Here is an 18,188-nt window from a genome sequence, read left to right on the forward strand (position 1 = left end):
AAATAATCACCAAAATATGTGGCAAGGAGAGACGTGTTATGGCTTCATCGAACAATTCACACGAAAACCACGACGGCTCCGATCCGTTCGAAGAATTTTTCAAAAAGCTCTCTGAAAATGGCGGGTTCCCTGGGGGTAATTTTGACCCTTCCGCCATGGGCATAGACCCTGACATGATGAAAAACATGGGTGGCATGCCCATTGATCCCGCTATGATGCAGGGTATTTTTGCCCAGGTGAGCGCCATGATGAGTAGCTCCTCGACCGACGAACCGGTGAATTGGGATCTTGCCCGTCAAACTGCGCGTCAGGTGGTATCTGCCGATGGCGACGCCTCTGTAACTTCCAACGAAAAATCAGCGGTTGCAGACGCCACCCAGCTGGCAGATCTTTGGTTAGACCCGGTGACCGCCTTTGAACGCCCCAGCTCTCAGACTGAGGCGTGGTCAAAGTCTGAATACGTAGAGAATACTTTTGGAGTATTCCAGGAAATTGCCGGCCCCATTGCCGAATCAATGTCTGAAGCCATGAATAACTCCATGGATTCACAGCTACCTGAAGAAATTAAATCTCTGCTGGGCGGTCAAACCAATATTCTCTCGGGAATCGGTGGCATGATGTTTGGCGCCCAAGCTGGTCAGTCCATCGGCAAGCTTGCGGCAGAGGTAGTCTCCTCCACCGACGTCGGGCTTCCCATGGCAGAGGGACGCTCAGCGTTAGTTCCAGCGGGTATCAAAAATTTCGGCGAGGGGCTAGAAATCCCTGCCCAGGAAGTCATGCTGTATCTGGCGGTCCGTGAAGCTGCGCTGGTACGCCTTTACAAGGCAAACCCCTGGTTGCGCCAAGACATTATTGATTTGGTAAAACGCTACGCCCGCGGAATTCATGTAGATATTGAGAGGATGCAGGACGCCGCTCAAGAGATTGACCCTATGAACCCCGACGCCATGCAGGAAGCCTTCGCTGCTGAAATTTTCACCCCGCAGAATACCGAAGATCAGCAACTTGCCTTGGCGCGTTTGGAAACCCTGTTGGCACTGGTAGAGGGCTGGGTAACTGTCATTACCGAGCAAGCTACCAAAAACCTGCCTATGGCAGCACAATTGGCGGAAACCATGAACCGCCGTCATGCCAACGGAGGACCTGCCGAGCATATCTTCGCAGCACTTGTGGGATTGGAACTGCACCCCCGCAAGAACCGAGAAGCCGCTAACTTCTGGCGTTCCTACGGTGAAGAACGCGGTAAAGACGCCCGCGATGAGTTGTGGAGCGCTCCCGAAACACTACCTACCGGCGACGAGCTGGATGACCTCGATGCCTACACGAAGCGTGTCGAGATGGTCACCGCATCTGACGACGAGTTCGACGCCGCTTTGGAGAAGCTCCTTTCTGGCGGCTACGACGAAGATCAGACATCTGAGAAAATCGAAACGGATGATGCTTCGGAAAACAAGAACTCCGATAAGCCCGACGATTCGGACTCAGATAAGGACTAGCAAGCTTTGGGATAAGGTATAAGGTCAGATCTCCAAACCCGGGCACAGCAGTATGGTGAACTGGCTGGGTCTGGCATCAATCGCTTCACTGAGGGTTAGCGAAGCGAGCGAGAAGGTTAGTTCACCGTTGCTGTGCGTGCTGGATGCTTATCCCCTTGAATCAACCCTTTAGTTTTGAAATTTGAGCCCAGCGCTCAAACCCGCCAGATAAGCCTCTGCCTCCGCTTTTCGGGGGTAGAGGCTTTCTAATGCCCTAAAGCGTGCGCTGTGGTTGAGCTCGATAAAATGGCACAGCTCGTGGTGTAACACAAAATCAATCACATATTCTGGGGCACCCTGCAAGACGTGGGAAAGGCGGATGCTTCCGCGTGAAGGGGTAGCAGATCCCCACCTCGTATTCTGATTAGTCACCCAGCGGATACTGGTGGGGCGAGTCATCTTCGGGAGTCTTTCCATCAGCGCTTCGGCACGAGCTATCAAATATTCATCGCTGGCCCGCGCATCCTGCTGTCTCTTATTCCGCTGACGCTGTTTGAGCAAATCTGGGAGCAACTTTTGAATGTACTCCTGCACCTCGCGGGGGCTGCTGGTTGCAGGAACCATGAGCCGTGCTCGCCCGTCGTCGTCCATGCGAGCGCTCACCGTTTTCCGGCGCCGGGAGGAACGCACCACCACAATCTCCGGCATGGATTCAGTGGCAGGAATAACGCTTTCAGAAGTGCTTGAACGTGGCAAGGGCGGCGCTTTCTAGGGGCAAGCTCAAAGGTTGATTATTTAGTAGGGGGCGCGATGGAATCAAGAAAACGCGAACGGCGTCGATTCGCCCGGCCGCCGGGGGTGCGCGCCCTCGACCAGGAGAAGGTGAGATATTTGCGAGCGCGGGTGATGCCTACATAAAGCAGGCGGCGTTCTTCATCTATTTCATCGCCCGTTTTGGCAAAGGAAATAGGCATGAGCCCTTCATTGAGACCGCAGAGGAAGACGGCGTCCCATTCCAGGCCTTTCGCCGAGTGGAGAGATGCCAGGGTTACACCGTTCATTTTGGGTGGATCCTGGTGCGCCATCCGCTGGGCGAGTACTGCCACGAATTCAGCCATGGTGAGGGGACGAGGAAGCTCGCTGGCGCCGTTATCGTGGGCTTGATCGCGCGCTTTTTCTCGCTCGTTGTGCAGGCGATCTGCCATAGAGACGAGTGCAGCCAACGATTCCCATTTCTGGCGAACAGCGCCGGACGCCGAGGGCCCCTTAGCGGTGTACCCCAGGGATTTAAGGATATCGCGGGTGGCTTGGGGCACCGGATCATCAGAAATCGCAGCGGCGGCACCGCGTAACTGGGCATAGGCATTTTTGACTTCGGGGCGGGAGAAAAATTGCTCTGCCCCGCGTAGCTGATAGGCAATACCTTCGTCGGTGAGTGCCTGTTCCAGTGCAGCTGATTGACCGTTCGTCCTAAAAAGCACGGCAATTTCAGACGGCTCGACGCCCTCTTTGGTGATGAGATCTTGAATGTCTTCGGCGATGCCCGCGGCCTCGTCCTCGTCGTCGGCGTATTCGAAGAACTCTGCGGTGGGCCCTGTCCCCCGCTGAGATACCAACTCTAAAGGTTTGGCCCAGGCTCCCGGGGTGGAATCTTTAGCCGGCTTGCGGGAGTTCAGGAGGGTATTTGCTAGTTCAACGACCTGGTGGGTGGAACGGTAATCTCGCACTAGTTTGACGACATTGGCGTTGTCGTAGCGGCGGGTAAATTCCAACAAATGGCGGCTCGTTGCGCCGGTGAAGGAGTAAATGGTCTGTGAGGCATCACCCACTACGCATAGGTCATCGCGCCCGCCTAGCCAGGCGTCCAGTAGCCGCTGCTGAAGGGGAGAAACGTCCTGGTATTCATCGACGACGAAGTGCCGGTACTGCTGGCGGACGGCGGCAGCGACCTGCTCATCGTCCTCTAAGACCCCTACGGTCAGAAGCAGAACATCTTCAAAATCAATAATGTTCCGCTCATCTTTGAGATCTTCGTAGGCTTTGAAAAGGCGGCACATGTTGATGGGGGTAATATCCGAGGGCAAAACGCGATCTGCCAGATGTGGCATGAGGGTGTCATAGGTGTACATATTGACCTTTGCCCACTCAATTTCAGCGGCGAGATCTCGAATCATCGCCCGGTCGGCGCTGATACGCAGGCGCTGAGCGGCCTCGGTAATCAGTTGAGCTTTATGGGAAATGATGCGAGGTTCGGAGCCGCCAACCGCCTGCGGCCAGAAGAATCGGAGCTGCCGTAAAGCTGCCGAGTGGAAGGTTCGGGCTTGCACTCCTACCGAACCCAGTGCCCGCAAACGAACCCGCATTTCATCGGCAGCGCGAGTTGTAAATGATAGAGCTAGGACGCGGGTTGGGACGTATCTGCCGGTAGCAATTCCATAGGCGATCCGGTGAGTAATCGCGCGCGTCTTACCGGTGCCGGCGCCTGCCAACACGCACATGGGGCCGCTGAGTTCAGTAGCAACCCGGCGTTGCTCAGGATCAAGCCCCTGCAAAATCAACTCAGGGCTCGGCGGTGCCTGCTCTGCTAAATTCGCTGAGCTACTGGATGAGTGCGCAGGATTCGGCAGAGTAGACATGAAACTCCTGAAGGTTGTGTTTAAAAGGGCTCTTCCAGTGTAATTTATGCCAACGGTTCACCGAGAAAATTCTCGATGAGCATACGGGAGATTGACGCGCGGGAGGGCAGCTTGATTTCCCCGCTGGAGTGAGCGGTTTTCAGCTCGTGAGCGGTAAACCAGCGTACCGTTTCTATTTCTTCGCCGTCCGCTTGCACCTGGTGGGGGTTAGAAATCTCAGCACGATACCCTAGCATCAGTGAACGCGGAAAAGGCCAGGGCTGCGAACCCAAATACTGTAGGCTGTCTACTTCGCCGTTGCACTCTTCCAAAAGTTCTCTTTGAACTGCGTTCTCCGCTGATTCACCGGCTTCGATGAACCCGGCAAAAGTGGAAAACCGATTCTTTCCCCAGGCGCGTGCCTGCCCCAGCAGAATTCGTTCTTCGCCGTCAAAGGTTGCAGTTACCGCTGTAATAACTGCCGGATCTGTTCGGGGAAAAATCTCTCGACCGGCAGAATTCACACGCGACCATCCCGCCTGAGCCACAACAGTTTCCTGCCCCGTTGCCGGGTCATAGGCTGCTCCTCTGTGCCAGTTGTTCAATGCCACAGCAGCGCCAGCAAGTTCTAACCAAATCTTTAACTCTGCGTCTTGAGAATTCGCTACATGTTCGGCAAGCTCGTGCACCGACTGCCAGTGCCCCTCGGCATGAGAGGCCAGGACGTCGCGGGGCGCTCGTTGCTCTCCGTCGGGTCCTAAGAGGTTGAGATGCTCGGTCTTGAAATCACAGAAGTATTCCCAGTTGCCCGTCAAGGCCAGAACCGCGCTCCCCTCGCGTGTTCTGCCGATGAAAATCACATCAGCTTGGCGCTGCGGCTCTGCTACCCAATGCCTGAGCACTTCAGCTTTAATCATCGAAGCGTTCAGTTGCAGAGGCTTGGATGTCTCATCCACTAAGATTTCGTGCCCCTCTACTGCCACGAGAACCGGCTCCTTCTGGGATTTCTCTGCACCCAGAAAATCCTCTACAAGCTGAGAAAGAAAGCCTGGACGAGCCCGATTTTCACCCTCCATCCGAGGTCGCGTACCAGTCAGAGGCAGATACCCTAACGGTGCAATAGATTCTCCTGGTTCACGAGAATTCGTAGAGTTTTCTTCAAAAATAGGGTTAGATTCCTGCTTCATTGCTGTGACCTGCTGATTCTCTTGTACTCTGGAAAGGTGACTGTTACACCGCTTCAACTTGCCGCTATTGTATCTGCCGGAGTGCCCGGGCTCTATCCTGTTGCCGCGCTCCCCTCTGCTGACGATGCCGTCGATTTTGATTCGGCCATCATTATCGATTCAGCCGATAAGCGCTGGCGGGTCCGCTCTCCCAAGAACCCCGAAGCAAGCGTTCGTTTAGAAGCTGAACACGTAATTCTCCAGTCCTTTTCCGCCGGTTTGCGCGCGCGCCTTCCTTTTCAGGTGCCCACTATTGTCGGCTCAGTGCCTGTCGATGGTATGCAAACTTTTATCTATACCCACATTCCCGGTAGCCACTACGACATTGACGAACTGGCAGAAATTTCCTCTCATGCCAAACCGGGCACCGAAGATTTAGCAACCGCGCTGGGGCGCATAATTGCCACCATTCACGTAATGCCCACCACAATTATTGAAGACGCCGACCTTCCGGTCTACACCTCCGAACAGTTGCGCCAACGCCGTCTCACAGAACTCGAACGAGTCGAAAAAACCGGCAAAGTGCCCGCCGGCCTCATTCGCCGCTGGCGAGAACTGCTCACCGACCCCCACATATGGAACTTTCGACCGCGCGTCATCCACGGGGATCTCAACGAAGATAACCTGGTCCTCAACCAGAAAAAAGTCACCGAAGTAACCGGCTGGTCCGAAGTATGTGTGGGGGATCCTGCCATGGATTTCTCCTGGCTTCTTGCCTGCGAAGACCGTTCCTTTAGCGACCGGGTCATGAACGTCTATACCGAACAGATGCCGCAACGCCCCGATAATTCTCTGGCGCTACGCGCGAATCTTTACGCCGAATTTGCCCTAGCCCAATGGTTGATACGTGGTATCGAATTAGAGGATCAGGCGATGGTCGATGAAGCATTTGCCATGCTCCATCAACTAGAAAATGATCTGCGCAGAGTCGGAGAAATCACCGACGATAAGACCAACTTCGCGCTGAGTCCAGATGATAAACCGTCAGGGTCGGTAGCGGCTCCCTAACTCATCATTTTCTAAGTATAAGAGGTAGGTTTAGCGTTTTCTACGCTGAGACGCTTCCCCCTGTTGTCCAGCCTTGTACGCTCGACGAATCAGCCTCTTCAACGATTCTTCGTCAGCCAGATGTTGCGGTCGCACTGTCTTTGCCGCCCCCACGTAGAAGAAAGTGGCAAAAACGTCCTCAACTGGGATGTCATTCAACCGGGCAAAAGCCAACCGGTACAGTGCTAGCTGGATGGATTTAGCCTCCATCTCAGAAGCACGAGGAACTCGACCCGTTTTCCAGTCCACCAGTTCCCACGTCATATGTCCCGATTCATCAATGTGGCGATAAATAGCATCTACTCGCCCCCGCACCGAAATACCTTCAACCGGGGTTTCGAGCGGAAATTCCACTGCCCACGGTTGCAGGTTTGCCCACTCGCTCGCCAAAAAGTTTTCCCGTAGTTGCGGTAAATCTAAAGAATCATCAATGTCATCGTCGGCAAACTCTTCATTTCCCATATCTAGCATTGCGGAGTGCTCAAAATGGGACTCCACCCAGGCATGAAAAATGCTACCCTGACGGGCTGCGATGCCGGGACGCTGCGGCATCGGTCGTATCAAATTACTCACAACAGCTTCTGTGTTACTTTTCAACGCCACCAGCTGCGAGGCGCTGAGATGAGAGGGTAGCTCAAACTCGCGATACTCCGTTGGTTCGTTGAGCAGCGCCAGGAGTAGCTCGGTTTCTTGACGCCAATCCTCAATGGAAGGCCCGTCCAGCTGGGTTTGTTCTCCTCCGATGACAGCTGGCGAGTCGCCCTCCTCCGCAGAACCACGAAGGACGTTTTGCGCGGCACGGGTAAGCCTCGCTCGCCGGGAAACCGCCGGGTCGCGAAGAATATCTGTGGTCATAGATTCACCTGCAGAGGGGGAAGTATTCTCTGAACTATGTCCTGCATCATGAGCCAGATCCCATTCTTCTTCGTTCTTCCACTGAATAATTTCGGGCCCGTCCAGAGGGTCAAAAGGCCATAGAGCGGTGGTGAGCGACGCCGATTGAGGATTCTCCTCCCCTATCTGAGTTTCGTCCAAGGTACGCAGCATCAACGGCATGTCGCTCGCAGGATCATGCTGGGGACTCAATTGTGCTTCCTCAGCCAGTTCCTCCCAAAATTCAGAAGCTTGCACAGGCTTACTCGCGGTCCCTTTCCAAGCTGCCGAGCCCAGCATCAGAAGAGTGCGAGCGCGCGTGATACCCACGTAGGCAAGACGCCGTTCCTCCGCAGTACTGTGTATCAGGGCTTCTTCTTTGAACTGCCCTATATATGCCTTGAAATCAGTGAGGTTTTCGTGGTCGGGATTCCACCCGGGCAAAAAGTTCTTGTCCCCGCGTAGAGGCCAGGGAACAGTCTGCGAATTCTGGGTCCAGCGCGCGTCTTTTGTCAGGGGAAAATCGCCTTGGTAGAGCCCTGGAATGTAGACGTGATCCCATTCAAGACCCTTCGAGGCATGCACCGTCAGAATCTGCACCGCATCATGACGCGGCTCTTCAGCAGCCATTTCCAGCCCAGATTCTTCAGCAGCAGCGGCGTCCAACCATGCCAAGAAACCGTTAATTCCGCTGGCTGATCCGCTCGATGCGGTCAAGCTGAAACGAAGTATTCGTTCGTCGTCTTCAGTCAGCTCATCGCTGTTCTGAAACGCTGCCGCTCCTGCATGTAGGGTGGCGTTGATGCGCGGAGCGCTCATCGCATACTGAGCGGCAACCTCGTGGAAGGCATCTAGATTTCGACGCGCCTCATGGTTCCCTCGCCCCGGCTTAGCCGCCAACTCGATATCGAGCAGAATTGTCCGCTCGATTTCTACCAGCAAACTTGAAATATCATCTGCCATAAATTGGCGAAGATAACTGAATTCTGCAGCAAGTGCCTGAAGCCTTTGCAGACCCACCTCGGTCAGTGAACGACCTCGGACCGACGTCCAGCCCGGTTTCGGTAAGGTTTCCAGCGCTTCAATCAAAGAGGAATGATCCGTAATATCCGAAACGGTCTCCCTCGCCTGCCTTGCCTCTTCTTCTGCCCGTTCTTGCTCACTCAAGTCGGCAAAAAGGTTCTCCGCGCGCCCTTCTCGAATAGCTTTCTCGCGCTCGCGTGCAAGGTGGGTGGACCAGTCGGACAATGCCAGCAGGTCAGATAAACCGAGTCGCCAGCGGGCACCTGCCATGAGACGCATCAGGGCATCCGAGCGCCCCGGGTCAGCAAGAACTCGCAGGACAGAGACCATATCGATTACTTCAGGGGTATCCAGCAAACCTCCCAATCCAACGATTTGATAGGGAACACCCAACTCTTCACATGCCTGGCGGATAGGTTCCATCATGGCGCGTTTCTTACACAGCACTGCCATAGTGGGCATTTCGGTCAGAGGACGGTGAGCATGATGGGCTCGTTCCTGGGCTATTTTCTCTACCATCGAGCGAGCCTCTTCTTGGTCAGTGAGGTAGCGGCCCATCAGCACTTGTCCGACGCCCGGTTCTGGTCTGGCCACCAAATCGGGTACGTCCACCTGGTGAGGTGAACGAACCCATGCGGGTTGCACTTTGAGCGGATCAGCTACCCGGTTAGCCGCATGAAGAATTGCCGTGTCATTTCGCCACGCGACGGTCAGATAACTTGCGGTGGTGTCTTGGGTGGGAAAGTAGCTGTAGAAGCTAAACAGCTGGCCGTCGGATGCCCCGCGGAAACCATAAATGGATTGCTTGGGGTCGCCCACCGCCATGACCGGATGTTCTTCGCGCCCCTTTGTTCCGCCAAACAAATCGGAAAATAACTGCATCTGAGCATGGGACGTATCTTGAAATTCGTCCAGCAAGACCACCTTGAAACGATCCCGCTCCGTGGCACTTGCCTGCGGTATCTCGCGGGCTATACGCGCAGCTAACGCCACTAAATCGCCATAGTCCATAACCTGCATTTGCTTCTTCAAGCGAGAATACTGCTGCACTAAAAGAGCATAGAAAACACGGTTGTGAAGCCTTTGTACCAGTTTGTTCCGCTCGCTCACAGCCCCGGGTTTATCGATGTTTTCTAATGCGGCAATTTGCTGCTGGCACCATTCAATGATGGTTTCGGGGTCAATGAGGTGCTCGGAGCACTCCCCTGCCAGTTGCATCACGCCCTCGATGATGCTCTTTTTCGACGGCGGATCAACCGGCAACAGTTTGGGATCTACAAACTCAACCAGCTGTGCGACCAGCTGCCATGCCTGTGCGCTACCCAGCATCTGCGCATCCTGTTCAATCCCCAGTCGCAGACCGTAATTCGCCACTAACGTATTGGCATAGGAGTGGTAGGTGGAAACACTGGGATCTGAAACCGGGGCATTTTCCTCATTCTGCGGAGTACGCACCATGTCTAAGCGGCGTAGCTGTTCCAAGCGCATACGCATACGCTCCCGTAGTTCACCGGCGGCTTTGCGGGTAAAGGTGACGCCCAGCACTTGATCGGCTCGAACTAATCCGTTGGCTACAAGCCAGACCACACGATCCACCATGGTCGCCGTCTTACCCGATCCGGCGCCTGCCACGACCAAACGCGGGGTGAGGGGGGAGGCAATAATCGCTGACTGTTCAACTGTAGGGCGCGGACGTCCCAGAGCATCGGCAATTTCTTCGGGAGTATATAAATGTTGTTGCATCGTAGACCTAATTCTGAGTGACCTGGCGGCCGCGGTTGCACAGCGGGCAGATATCGGGAAGTTTGCATTGAATGCCGAAAGAACTGCTGGAGGACGACGTATGCCGTGCCTCCACATGGTTGCCCGCAATCAGTTCGGCCGCTCGATTAATGAGTTCAACAGCCCAAGTGCTTGAAGAAGTGAGAGCCGGTTGTTCTTGCTCTATGTACGTCTTGGTATCTCTACCTAGTTGAATGAGGAAGGCTCCACCGGAAAGTTCCTGAAGACCCTCGAATTTCAGCTTGTTGGGTAGCGATAGATGGTGCTCGCTAAAAGCTTGCGCCATGTGCTCACCTGCGCCAGCTTCCAATGCAACCTGGTAAGAGGCGAGCTGAGGGTGCTTCTGCAGGTCAGCTTTGGTGGGCTGGGTGGAGCCTGTTTTCAAGTCAATAATCACGAATCTGCCCAGCGAGTCCACTTCTAGTCGATCCACTCGTCCGCTCAGAAGAGCATCCCGCGCTGGCCCGGGAATGAGTACACTAAAGGCACCTTCAACACCCACCAGTTTGCGCCCCAGCGTGGAAAGATCTGCGGTGTACTGCGCAAACTTTCGCACCATTGTTTCCGCACGCTCTATCACCTGCGCTGACTCCCACGTATCTGGCAAGTTCAGTTGTTTGATGCGCTGGTGTAATTCATCGAGTAGTTGATGCCGGGGAGCATCTGGCATGTCTTCAGCAAGTTCGTGTACCAGAGTACCGAGTGTTCGCGATAGGTCTGTGGCCGCCTCTGCTTTGGAAGCGGAAACAAACCAGTCCAGAGGTGAGCGGTGAATTTCGGCTACCCGGGACGGTGAGATGGGAATTGGCTCGTTCTCCCCGAACCCTGCGCCAGTTGAAGAAATCGGTAGCAGACCCCACCAGGTAGCAGGGTGAACACCGGGTAGGTGGGCTCCCGCTGTTTGGGCAGGATCATTGAGCCGATGCAAAATTTCAGTTGCCGCCTGTGCTCGGTGGAAATCGTCGTCCTGTTTTTCTGCCCACTGGCGAAGCTCAGCGATGAGAGCGCGCAAGGTCATAGGACGCCGCACTTCTACGTTGGTGCGCTGCCCCTCTGGAGCTGGCGCTACCATATCGAGAAATTCGCTCGGTGCGTCATCAACCGAGGAAACCGCAGTACAGATGAGGCGTTCGCTGGCGCGGGAAACAGCCGTAGAGAATTGCCGTAACTCATCGTAGCGGGTATCTCGTATTCGATCGCCGATAGAGACAGTCGCGGCTGCTTGCGGACCCACATCAAAAATATCGGTGAGTTGCTGGGTATTCAGTAAAGAACCACGAATGGTGGTGTTGGGCCAGGTGCCCTCTTGCAATCCGGCGATATAGACAGTGTCCCACTGCCTCCCCGCTGCGAGTGCGGGGGTAAGGATCTCAACGGCATCGTAAGAATTTGCCCGCTGAGCTAGGGTATCCATCGGCAAATCTTGGGAATCAATGTAATCCAAGAACTGTGCGGCGGTGGCACCGGGCATCTGGTCAACGTAGCGAGCAGCTGCCTCGAATAATCCGAGCATGGCATCTAAGTCGCGGTGCGCGCGGTCGGCTCCTACTCCTTGAGAGAGGGCTTGTTCTCGCCAAGGTTGGGCAAGACCCGATGCCTCCCACAGCGCCCAGAGCACCGTTTCAGCCGTTCCACCTTCTTGTTGTAGAGCTTCGGTTCCCGCCGCCAAAACATTGCTGATTCGACGTGCAGCAGCTCCGGCATTTCCCGCCGGCAAGTTGCTGGGGTTCAAGAGCGCTTCCACCAGCAAATCATCGCTGGACCGTGTTCCTCCGGCTCGGAGTTCTTCGGCGCGCAATCTCTGCCTGAGACGGCGTACGTCCATGGGAGAAGCACCTCCCAAGCGGGAGGTCAGAAGAGACAATGCAGTATCAACTCCCCATCCTTGAGCAGGGCGCTGAGTATGGGTTTCTTCTTGACCAGGTTCAGTTTCATCCTCAGACGAGCGCGGAGAAGGAGCAAGAAGAATCAGCGAAAGGGCATCAAGGAAGGGGCGCACCGCGGGTTCATCACGCACAGGTGTGAGCGCAGAAGACGTTTGCACGGGAATACCTTGCCCCACCAAAACCCGTTTGATACGAGAAACATCCGAACCATTTCGGACGATCACCGCTGAACGCGAAAAAGCTTTGCCTCGGTAAAGATGATCTTCCAAAAGCATTTGCGCTATCAGACGTGATTCATGCTGGGCTGTTTCGACTGTCAACCCTTGTACGATAGGGCGATTGTCCTGGGACTTTTCGGGGTCCAGCAGGGTGCCGTCGTCGCCTAAATTCCACAGTGCCTGTTCCTGGGTATCACCCACCGGTTCGGTGAGATCACGGCTATGCCGTGCCTGGGCGACGACGGGAATGCGGGTTGCTACCGATTCCCAGGAGCGCGCGATGTCAGGAGGCATTCTATAAGAAACATCGAGCATGTCTCGGTGCGGGTGATTCAAGATATCTTCAAGCTGGCTCGCGAGAGTAGGACGGGCGCCGCGGAAACCTTGAACTACGGTGTCGGTGCATACCGTCACGCTAAATACAGGGGCAGGTTCTGCTGAACTTTCTGAATCTGCTAAGACGCGCAGAAGGCGAAAAATAGAGGGCGTAGCCTCCTGCATATCGTCTACCAAAACCAGTTGCAGTTGAGCACGTTCGGCAGTTAGGAATTCAGGGTTTTTCAGGAATGTTTCCGTTGCCTGATGAATCAATGCCGCAGGGTCAAAAGCGTTGGGCATCCGTAGGCGGCGTATCTGCTGATATTCAGTATATAGTTGCGCCGCTGCCGCCCATTCTGGATGGTCCCAGTGCTGGGCTAGTTCTTTGACGTGCTCGGAGGTGAGGTTGTATTCGGCCATGCGGTCAAAGAAATCGCGTATTTCGTGGCGGAAACCCCGTGTTCCTAGAGCTTCATGTAAATCCACGGGCCAGAACACTGCTAGACCTTCTCCCCGGCTATGTCCGGCGAGAAGCTCGGCAATCATGACGTCCTGTTCTGGACCGGAAATGAGTTTGGGAGAGAACTCTAGACCGGGCAGGATGCCTAAAGCATGCGCTCGTCGGAGAACATCAAAGGCATATGCCTGCCAAGCGCGAATCGGCGCGGAAGACATGGTGGTTTGCGCCCGGGCAGTGAGTTCTTCGCGTATGCGAGTAGCAGATTGACGGGTGGGGGTGAGTATCAGCAAAGAGGCGGGGTCTGCGCCCTCTGAGAGAAAGCGGTGGGCACGCTCTATTATGCCCTCGGTCTTGCCGGTTCCTGGTGCACCGAGGATGAGTTCGTGCTGGGGCAAACCTGATAATTTCTGGTTCATGTTGTGCGCTCTATCCTTCTCTCTTCTACCCCTGTTTTCCCTGCAATTTCTATCTGCTAGCAGGCGGGTTCTTCAAGACTATGTCAGAACTATGGCAAAGACGACTGACAAGATAAGTAATTTTTCCCTTCATGACAGCAGGAAATCTGAGAATCGAAGAATTTTCTCAGAAGTTATATAGTCGTTCCATGACTGCATGGACTGAGCTACCCCGCGCCACCTTTGACTTAGAAACCACTGGAATTGATCCCTCAACAGCCCGTATCGTGACGGCGTCGCTGGTTTTGGTCAATCCCGATGGCACAGTGCTGCGTTCTGGCGAGTGGCTAGCCAACCCCGGTGTAGAAATACCGGAGCAAGCCGCGGCAGTTCACGGAATCACTACCGAATACGCCCAAGAACACGGGCGAGATGCCCGCGAGGTGGTCTACGAGCTGGCAATGGCTCTCGGCGGTCTCTTTCATGACGGCGTGCCCGTTATTGCATTCAATGCCGCCTACGATTTTTCGGTGCTTCATCACGAGCTCAAACGCTATGACTTCCCTGAGCTCACCTGCTATCCGGTACTTGACCCTTACGTCATCAATAAACAGGTGCACAAGTTCAAAAAAGGTAAGCGCACCCTCGAAGTTCTGAGCGCCGAATACGGCGTGAGTTTGGAAAATGCTCATACCTCTAAGGACGACGCGATGGCGGCAGAGCGGTTGCTTGCAGCGATGGCTCAGCAGTATCCGCAAATTATTGTAGATGCTCAGTCTTTGCACGAAGAACAAATAGGTTGGGCACGCGCTCAGGCTGCTGAATTTCAGGATTATCTGCAGCGCCAGGGAAAGAACGAAGTTATCGATGGTTCATGGCCTGTGCGTACTGCTAGGTGAGTAACATCGCGTTTACACGCGACCTGCTTCTGCTCAATGGATGCCACCATTGAATCGATTCTGATTCCATTCGAGAGGGATTATTGTGGCTGATTCGTCTATGGTTCCGCCCACCAATAGCATCTATCTAGGGTCCACCCGCTCCCAGCACGAGCATCTCGTGGCCCAATCAGGTGTTGTGCTGAAACTCGGGTTGCTCCTGTTGAAGTCTGGAGCGAGCGCCTACCGGGTCAAAGCATCCATGGCACGGCTAGCTCGTGCGGTGGGTTTGGAAGAGCATCATTCGCAGGTCTCTTTTACCGAAATTACTACTACTGCGTACTCTACCGGCAATTTTCGCACTGAAATTGCTGAGCAACGAGTCATGGGCATTTCTGCCTATCGGATGGATTTACTCAGCGATTTTGTCTCAAATCTACCCGAGAAAATTTCCCCTCAAGCAGCTTCCGCTGAGATTGATCGGATCGCCACGCTCCCCCATCTCTATTCAAAATTTTGGTTGGCATTGGCTGCAGCTTTCGCGTGTGCAGGCTTTGCTTTCCTTAATGGTGGTGGCTTGGTGGGGTGCCTTGTAGTTTTCGGTGCAGCTGGCATTGGTCAGTTGATTCGTACCCTTTTGATGCATCGCGAGGTCAATCATCTGGCGATTTGGTTTGTGTGTGGTGTAATTTCAGCAGGAATCTATAGCGGTACGATTGGTGTCCTTGCCTCAGCTTCACTGATTGCTCCGAACCATATGGTGGGCTTCATTTCTTCCATTCTTTTCTTAGTGCCAGGTTTTCCTTTGGTCACAGGTATGCTCGATCTTGCCCGCTTCGACTTTTCGGCGGCGATTTCACGGCTCACCTATGTTGCTCTATTGCTGGTGAGCGCATCCGCTGCAGTATGGATTCTGGCGTTCCTCTTCGAGCTCCCTTTGGACGTCGCCACCCCAGCGCCTATGACCCCTTGGATGCGTTATTCACTCCAAATGGTTGCTTCGTTTATTGCAGCCTATGGTTTCGCCATGCTCTTCTCAGCGCTCCCCTTTGCCTGTTTATGGGCAGGATTTATAGCGGCGCTAGTTAACCCAGCTCGTCTATTTCTCACCGAAGCTGGTTTGACGCCGCAGATTTCGGTTTTTCTGGCCGCGCTCGTCGCTGCTCTTCTGGCTGAACTCATCTCACCGCTCCATGGGCGGAAGTATTCCCGTATTTCGCTCTCAGTGCCTGCTGTTGTCACTATGGTACCGGGGGTGATGTTCTACCGTTCCATGGCGTATCTTTCTAACGGTAATCTCACGGATGCGATTTCCGGCATGGTTGATGTTTTTCTGATTTTCTTAGCTATTGGTAGTGGCTTAGTAATCTCCCGTTTTGTCACCGATGAGAACTGGCTTTTCAACAGAGATCTTCAAAAAGTCCGCACGTATGATTCCCATGCTCATTTACGCTAATGATGCGGTGAGAAGACGACGCCCCGGCACTCTCTGGTGAGAATACCGGGGCATCGTTATAGAGAAAATAGTCTCTTACTATTGGTGTTAGGCGGTAGCCTGAGCTGCTGCCTCTGCGGCATCGGGAAGCGCAGCAATGATTCGATCCATCACAGCATCGGTATGAGCCGATGATAAGAACCACGCCTCGAAAGCGCTCGGCGGTAAGTAGACGCCCGCGTTTAGCATGGAGTGGAAGAACGGCGCATAGCGGAAAGTCTCAGAATTCTTGATATCCGCGTAGTTATGGACGCCGTTTTCAGCCGTACCGAAAGCCACCGAGAACAGATTTCCAGCAGTTTGAATCGAATAATTCAGCCCCTGGGCATCGAAGGCTTCGACAATCGCCTGCTGCAGTTGGCGGGATTTGGCATCGATGCTCTGATAAACCTCAGCGTCTGCCGCCTGCAAGGTAGCCAAACCTGCCGCCATCGAAATCGGATTACCCGAGAGCGTACCAGCCTGATACACCGGGCCGGTGGGAGCAAGATACTCCATGATTTTTCGTTTACCGCCCAACGCTGCGATGGGCATACCGCCGCCAATCACCTTTCCGAAGGTGAAAATATCGGGAACCCACCCGCCGTCGTCGGGTGATGCAAAGCCCCAATAGCCAGCCGAAGACACGCGAAAACCGGTCAATACCTCGTCGAAGACCATCAGCGCGCCATGCTCTTGGGTAATCTCCCGCAGTCCGCGGTTAAATCCCTCGGCAGGGGTAACTACACCCATGTTGCAAGGAGCTGCCTCGGTAATGACTGCGGCAATCTGCCCCTCGTGAGCGGCAAAAGCTGCGCGGACTGCATCCAAATCGTTATAGGGCAACACAATGGTTTCAGCCGCGGTAGCCTCCGTTACGCCTGCCGAACCGGGCATTGCCAAGGTAGCCACGCCCGAACCAGCCTCGGAGAGCAAGGAGTCAACATGCCCGTGGTAGCAGCCGGCAAACTTGATGATCTTATCCCTGCCGGTATAACCGCGTGCCAAGCGAATCGCCGTCATGGTAGCTTCCGTACCGGTAGAGACCATGCGAATCTGATCGATAGCGCCGGGCAGAACATCGTTCATACGGGAAACTACCAGCTCAGCCAGACGAGTCTCAGATTCGGTAGACGCACCAAAAGAAAGACCGTGCTCCACGGCAGCATGAACCGCTTCAATAACGCGCGAATCCTTATGCCCTAACAAGCTCGGGCCCCAGCTCATAACCAGATCCACATAATTACGGCCATCAGCATCGGTCAGGTACGGCCCCTGCGCCTCCACCATGAAAGCAGGAGTACCGCCTACAGAGTTAAAGGCGCGAACAGGGGAATTCACGCCGCCGGGAATTACCTTTTGAGAGCGGGCAAATAATTCTTCAGAAACAGTCACAGGTCTAAATCCTTTTCGTTAGGTTTCTGGGGATAAGTCTAATGCGTAAGAAATCGGGATGGGGACAGTAAGGCTTCCTCCAGCGGAATAAACCAAGCAAACGTACGCCCGTTACTTCAACCAGCCAGCGACCTCGGTAGCATAATAGGTCAAAATCATGTCCGCCCCGGCACGTTTGATGCCGCTCAGCGATTCGAGAACGATGCGCTCGCGATCCACCCAGCCATTGGCAGATGCCGCCTCGATCATCGCGTACTCCCCCGAAACCTGGTAGGCAGCTACAGGAACTGGTGAGAAATCTGCTACCTCGCGCACGATATCTAGGTAAGCCATAGCAGGCTTGACCATCACAAAATCGGCGCCTTCTTCAATATCGAGCTGTGCTTCTAGAACGCCCTCGCGGCGGTTTGCCGGATCTTGCTGGTAGCTCTTGCGATCGCCGTCCAAGGATGAACCCACGGCATCGCGGAAGGGGCCAAAGAATGCTGAGGCGTATTTGGCGGAGTATGCCATGATGGCGACGTCGGTGAATCCGGCGTCGTCCAGTGCCTGACGGATGGCGGCGACCTGCCCGTCCATCATGCCCGAGGGGCTCACCATGTGGGCACCAGCTTTCGCTTGCGCTACCGCCATTTTGCAGTATGACTCTACCGAGGCATCATTATCCACTACCGTATTTCCAAATTGGTCGGTGGTGAGCGGACCACAGTGGCCATGAGAGGTAAATTCGTCGAGGCAGGTATCAGCCATAATCACGATGTCGTTGCCAAACTTGTGCCGGATAGCGGCAATTGCGCGGTTCAGGATTCCGTCTTCAGCCCAGGCAACGGAGCCTTGATCGTCTTTATCTTCATCGAGAGGTACACCGAACAGGTCGATACAGGCGATACCCGCGTCGATAGCGCGACTCACCTCGTCTAAGACCGAGTCAAGAGTGTGCTGATACTGCCCGGGCATAGATGCAATTTCCTGGGGTGACTCGATGCCGTCTCGAACGAAAAGCACCTGAATAAGGTTGCGAGGGGTCAGCTCAGTTTGAGCGACTAGCGAGCGCATTGCGGCTGTGGTGCGCAGGCGGCGAGGGCGGAAGGGAAGTTCTAGGTTTTTCATGGTGTTCCTTTAA

The 18,188-nt window shown here is 54.5% G+C and carries 11 protein-coding genes; 4 read left to right on the plus strand and 7 right to left on the minus strand.

Annotated features, from left to right (window positions below; genetic code table 11):
- Positions 1–38: 38 nt before the first annotated feature.
- Entirely contained in the window at positions 39–1,496 is a 1,458-nt protein-coding gene (locus A7E48_RS06950; RefSeq protein ID WP_068171347.1) for a zinc-dependent metalloprotease, read from the plus strand.
- A 168-nt stretch (positions 1,497–1,664) separates the two neighbouring features.
- Here A7E48_RS06950 and A7E48_RS06955 read toward each other — a convergent pair whose 3' ends face one another.
- Genes A7E48_RS06955 through nudC form a run of 3 tightly spaced genes read right to left on the minus strand, consistent with a single transcriptional unit; the run spans position 1,665 to position 5,277 of the window.
- On the minus strand, positions 1,665–2,231 hold the full coding sequence (locus tag A7E48_RS06955) for a M48 family metallopeptidase (RefSeq protein WP_233126018.1): 567 nt from the start codon (positions 2,229–2,231) through the stop codon (positions 1,665–1,667).
- A gap of 35 nt (positions 2,232–2,266) precedes the next feature.
- A complete protein-coding gene (locus tag A7E48_RS06960; RefSeq protein WP_068171350.1) occupies positions 2,267–4,111 on the minus strand; it encodes an ATP-dependent helicase in 1,845 nt (614 codons plus the stop codon).
- 44 nt (positions 4,112–4,155) lie between these two features.
- Positions 4,156–5,277, minus strand: coding sequence for an NAD(+) diphosphatase (gene nudC, locus A7E48_RS06965; protein ID WP_068171353.1), 1,122 nt, complete (start codon positions 5,275–5,277; stop codon positions 4,156–4,158).
- 36 nt (positions 5,278–5,313) lie between these two features.
- Here nudC and A7E48_RS06970 point away from each other — a divergent pair, with 36 nt between their 5' ends.
- Positions 5,314–6,324 (plus strand): phosphotransferase, encoded by a 1,011-nt coding sequence (locus A7E48_RS06970; protein WP_068171356.1) that lies wholly within the window; start codon positions 5,314–5,316, stop codon positions 6,322–6,324.
- A 30-nt stretch (positions 6,325–6,354) separates the two neighbouring features.
- Here the strand turns inward: A7E48_RS06970 and A7E48_RS06975 are convergent, their stop codons facing one another.
- Positions 6,355–10,002, minus strand: coding sequence for an ATP-dependent DNA helicase (locus A7E48_RS06975; RefSeq protein WP_068171358.1), 3,648 nt, complete (start codon positions 10,000–10,002; stop codon positions 6,355–6,357).
- Positions 10,003–10,009: 7 nt separating this feature from the next.
- Complete coding sequence (locus A7E48_RS06980; RefSeq protein ID WP_068171361.1) at positions 10,010–13,339, minus strand: ATP-dependent DNA helicase; 3,330 nt, start codon at positions 13,337–13,339, stop codon at positions 10,010–10,012.
- A gap of 188 nt (positions 13,340–13,527) precedes the next feature.
- Here A7E48_RS06980 and A7E48_RS06985 point away from each other — a divergent pair, with 188 nt between their 5' ends.
- Both A7E48_RS06985 and A7E48_RS06990 read left to right on the plus strand, forming a co-directional pair.
- Positions 13,528–14,217 (plus strand): 3'-5' exonuclease, encoded by a 690-nt coding sequence (locus tag A7E48_RS06985; RefSeq protein ID WP_068171363.1) that lies wholly within the window; start codon positions 13,528–13,530, stop codon positions 14,215–14,217.
- 85 nt (positions 14,218–14,302) lie between these two features.
- Positions 14,303–15,652: a threonine/serine exporter ThrE family protein gene (locus A7E48_RS06990; protein ID WP_233126019.1), complete on the plus strand. Its 1,350-nt coding sequence runs from the start codon at positions 14,303–14,305 to the stop codon at positions 15,650–15,652.
- 87 nt (positions 15,653–15,739) lie between these two features.
- Here A7E48_RS06990 and hemL read toward each other — a convergent pair whose 3' ends face one another.
- Positions 15,740–17,065: a glutamate-1-semialdehyde 2,1-aminomutase gene (gene hemL, locus A7E48_RS06995; protein WP_068171366.1), complete on the minus strand. Its 1,326-nt coding sequence runs from the start codon at positions 17,063–17,065 to the stop codon at positions 15,740–15,742.
- A 111-nt stretch (positions 17,066–17,176) separates the two neighbouring features.
- The gene (hemB, locus tag A7E48_RS07000) at positions 17,177–18,175 is read right to left on the minus strand and encodes a porphobilinogen synthase (RefSeq protein WP_068171369.1); all 999 of its coding nucleotides are present in this window, start codon (positions 18,173–18,175) and stop codon (positions 17,177–17,179) included.
- Positions 18,176–18,188 lie beyond the last annotated feature (13 nt).

This window comes from Rothia sp. ND6WE1A (assembly GCF_001683935.1).
Taxonomy (GTDB): domain Bacteria; phylum Actinomycetota; class Actinomycetes; order Actinomycetales; family Micrococcaceae; genus Rothia; species Rothia amarae.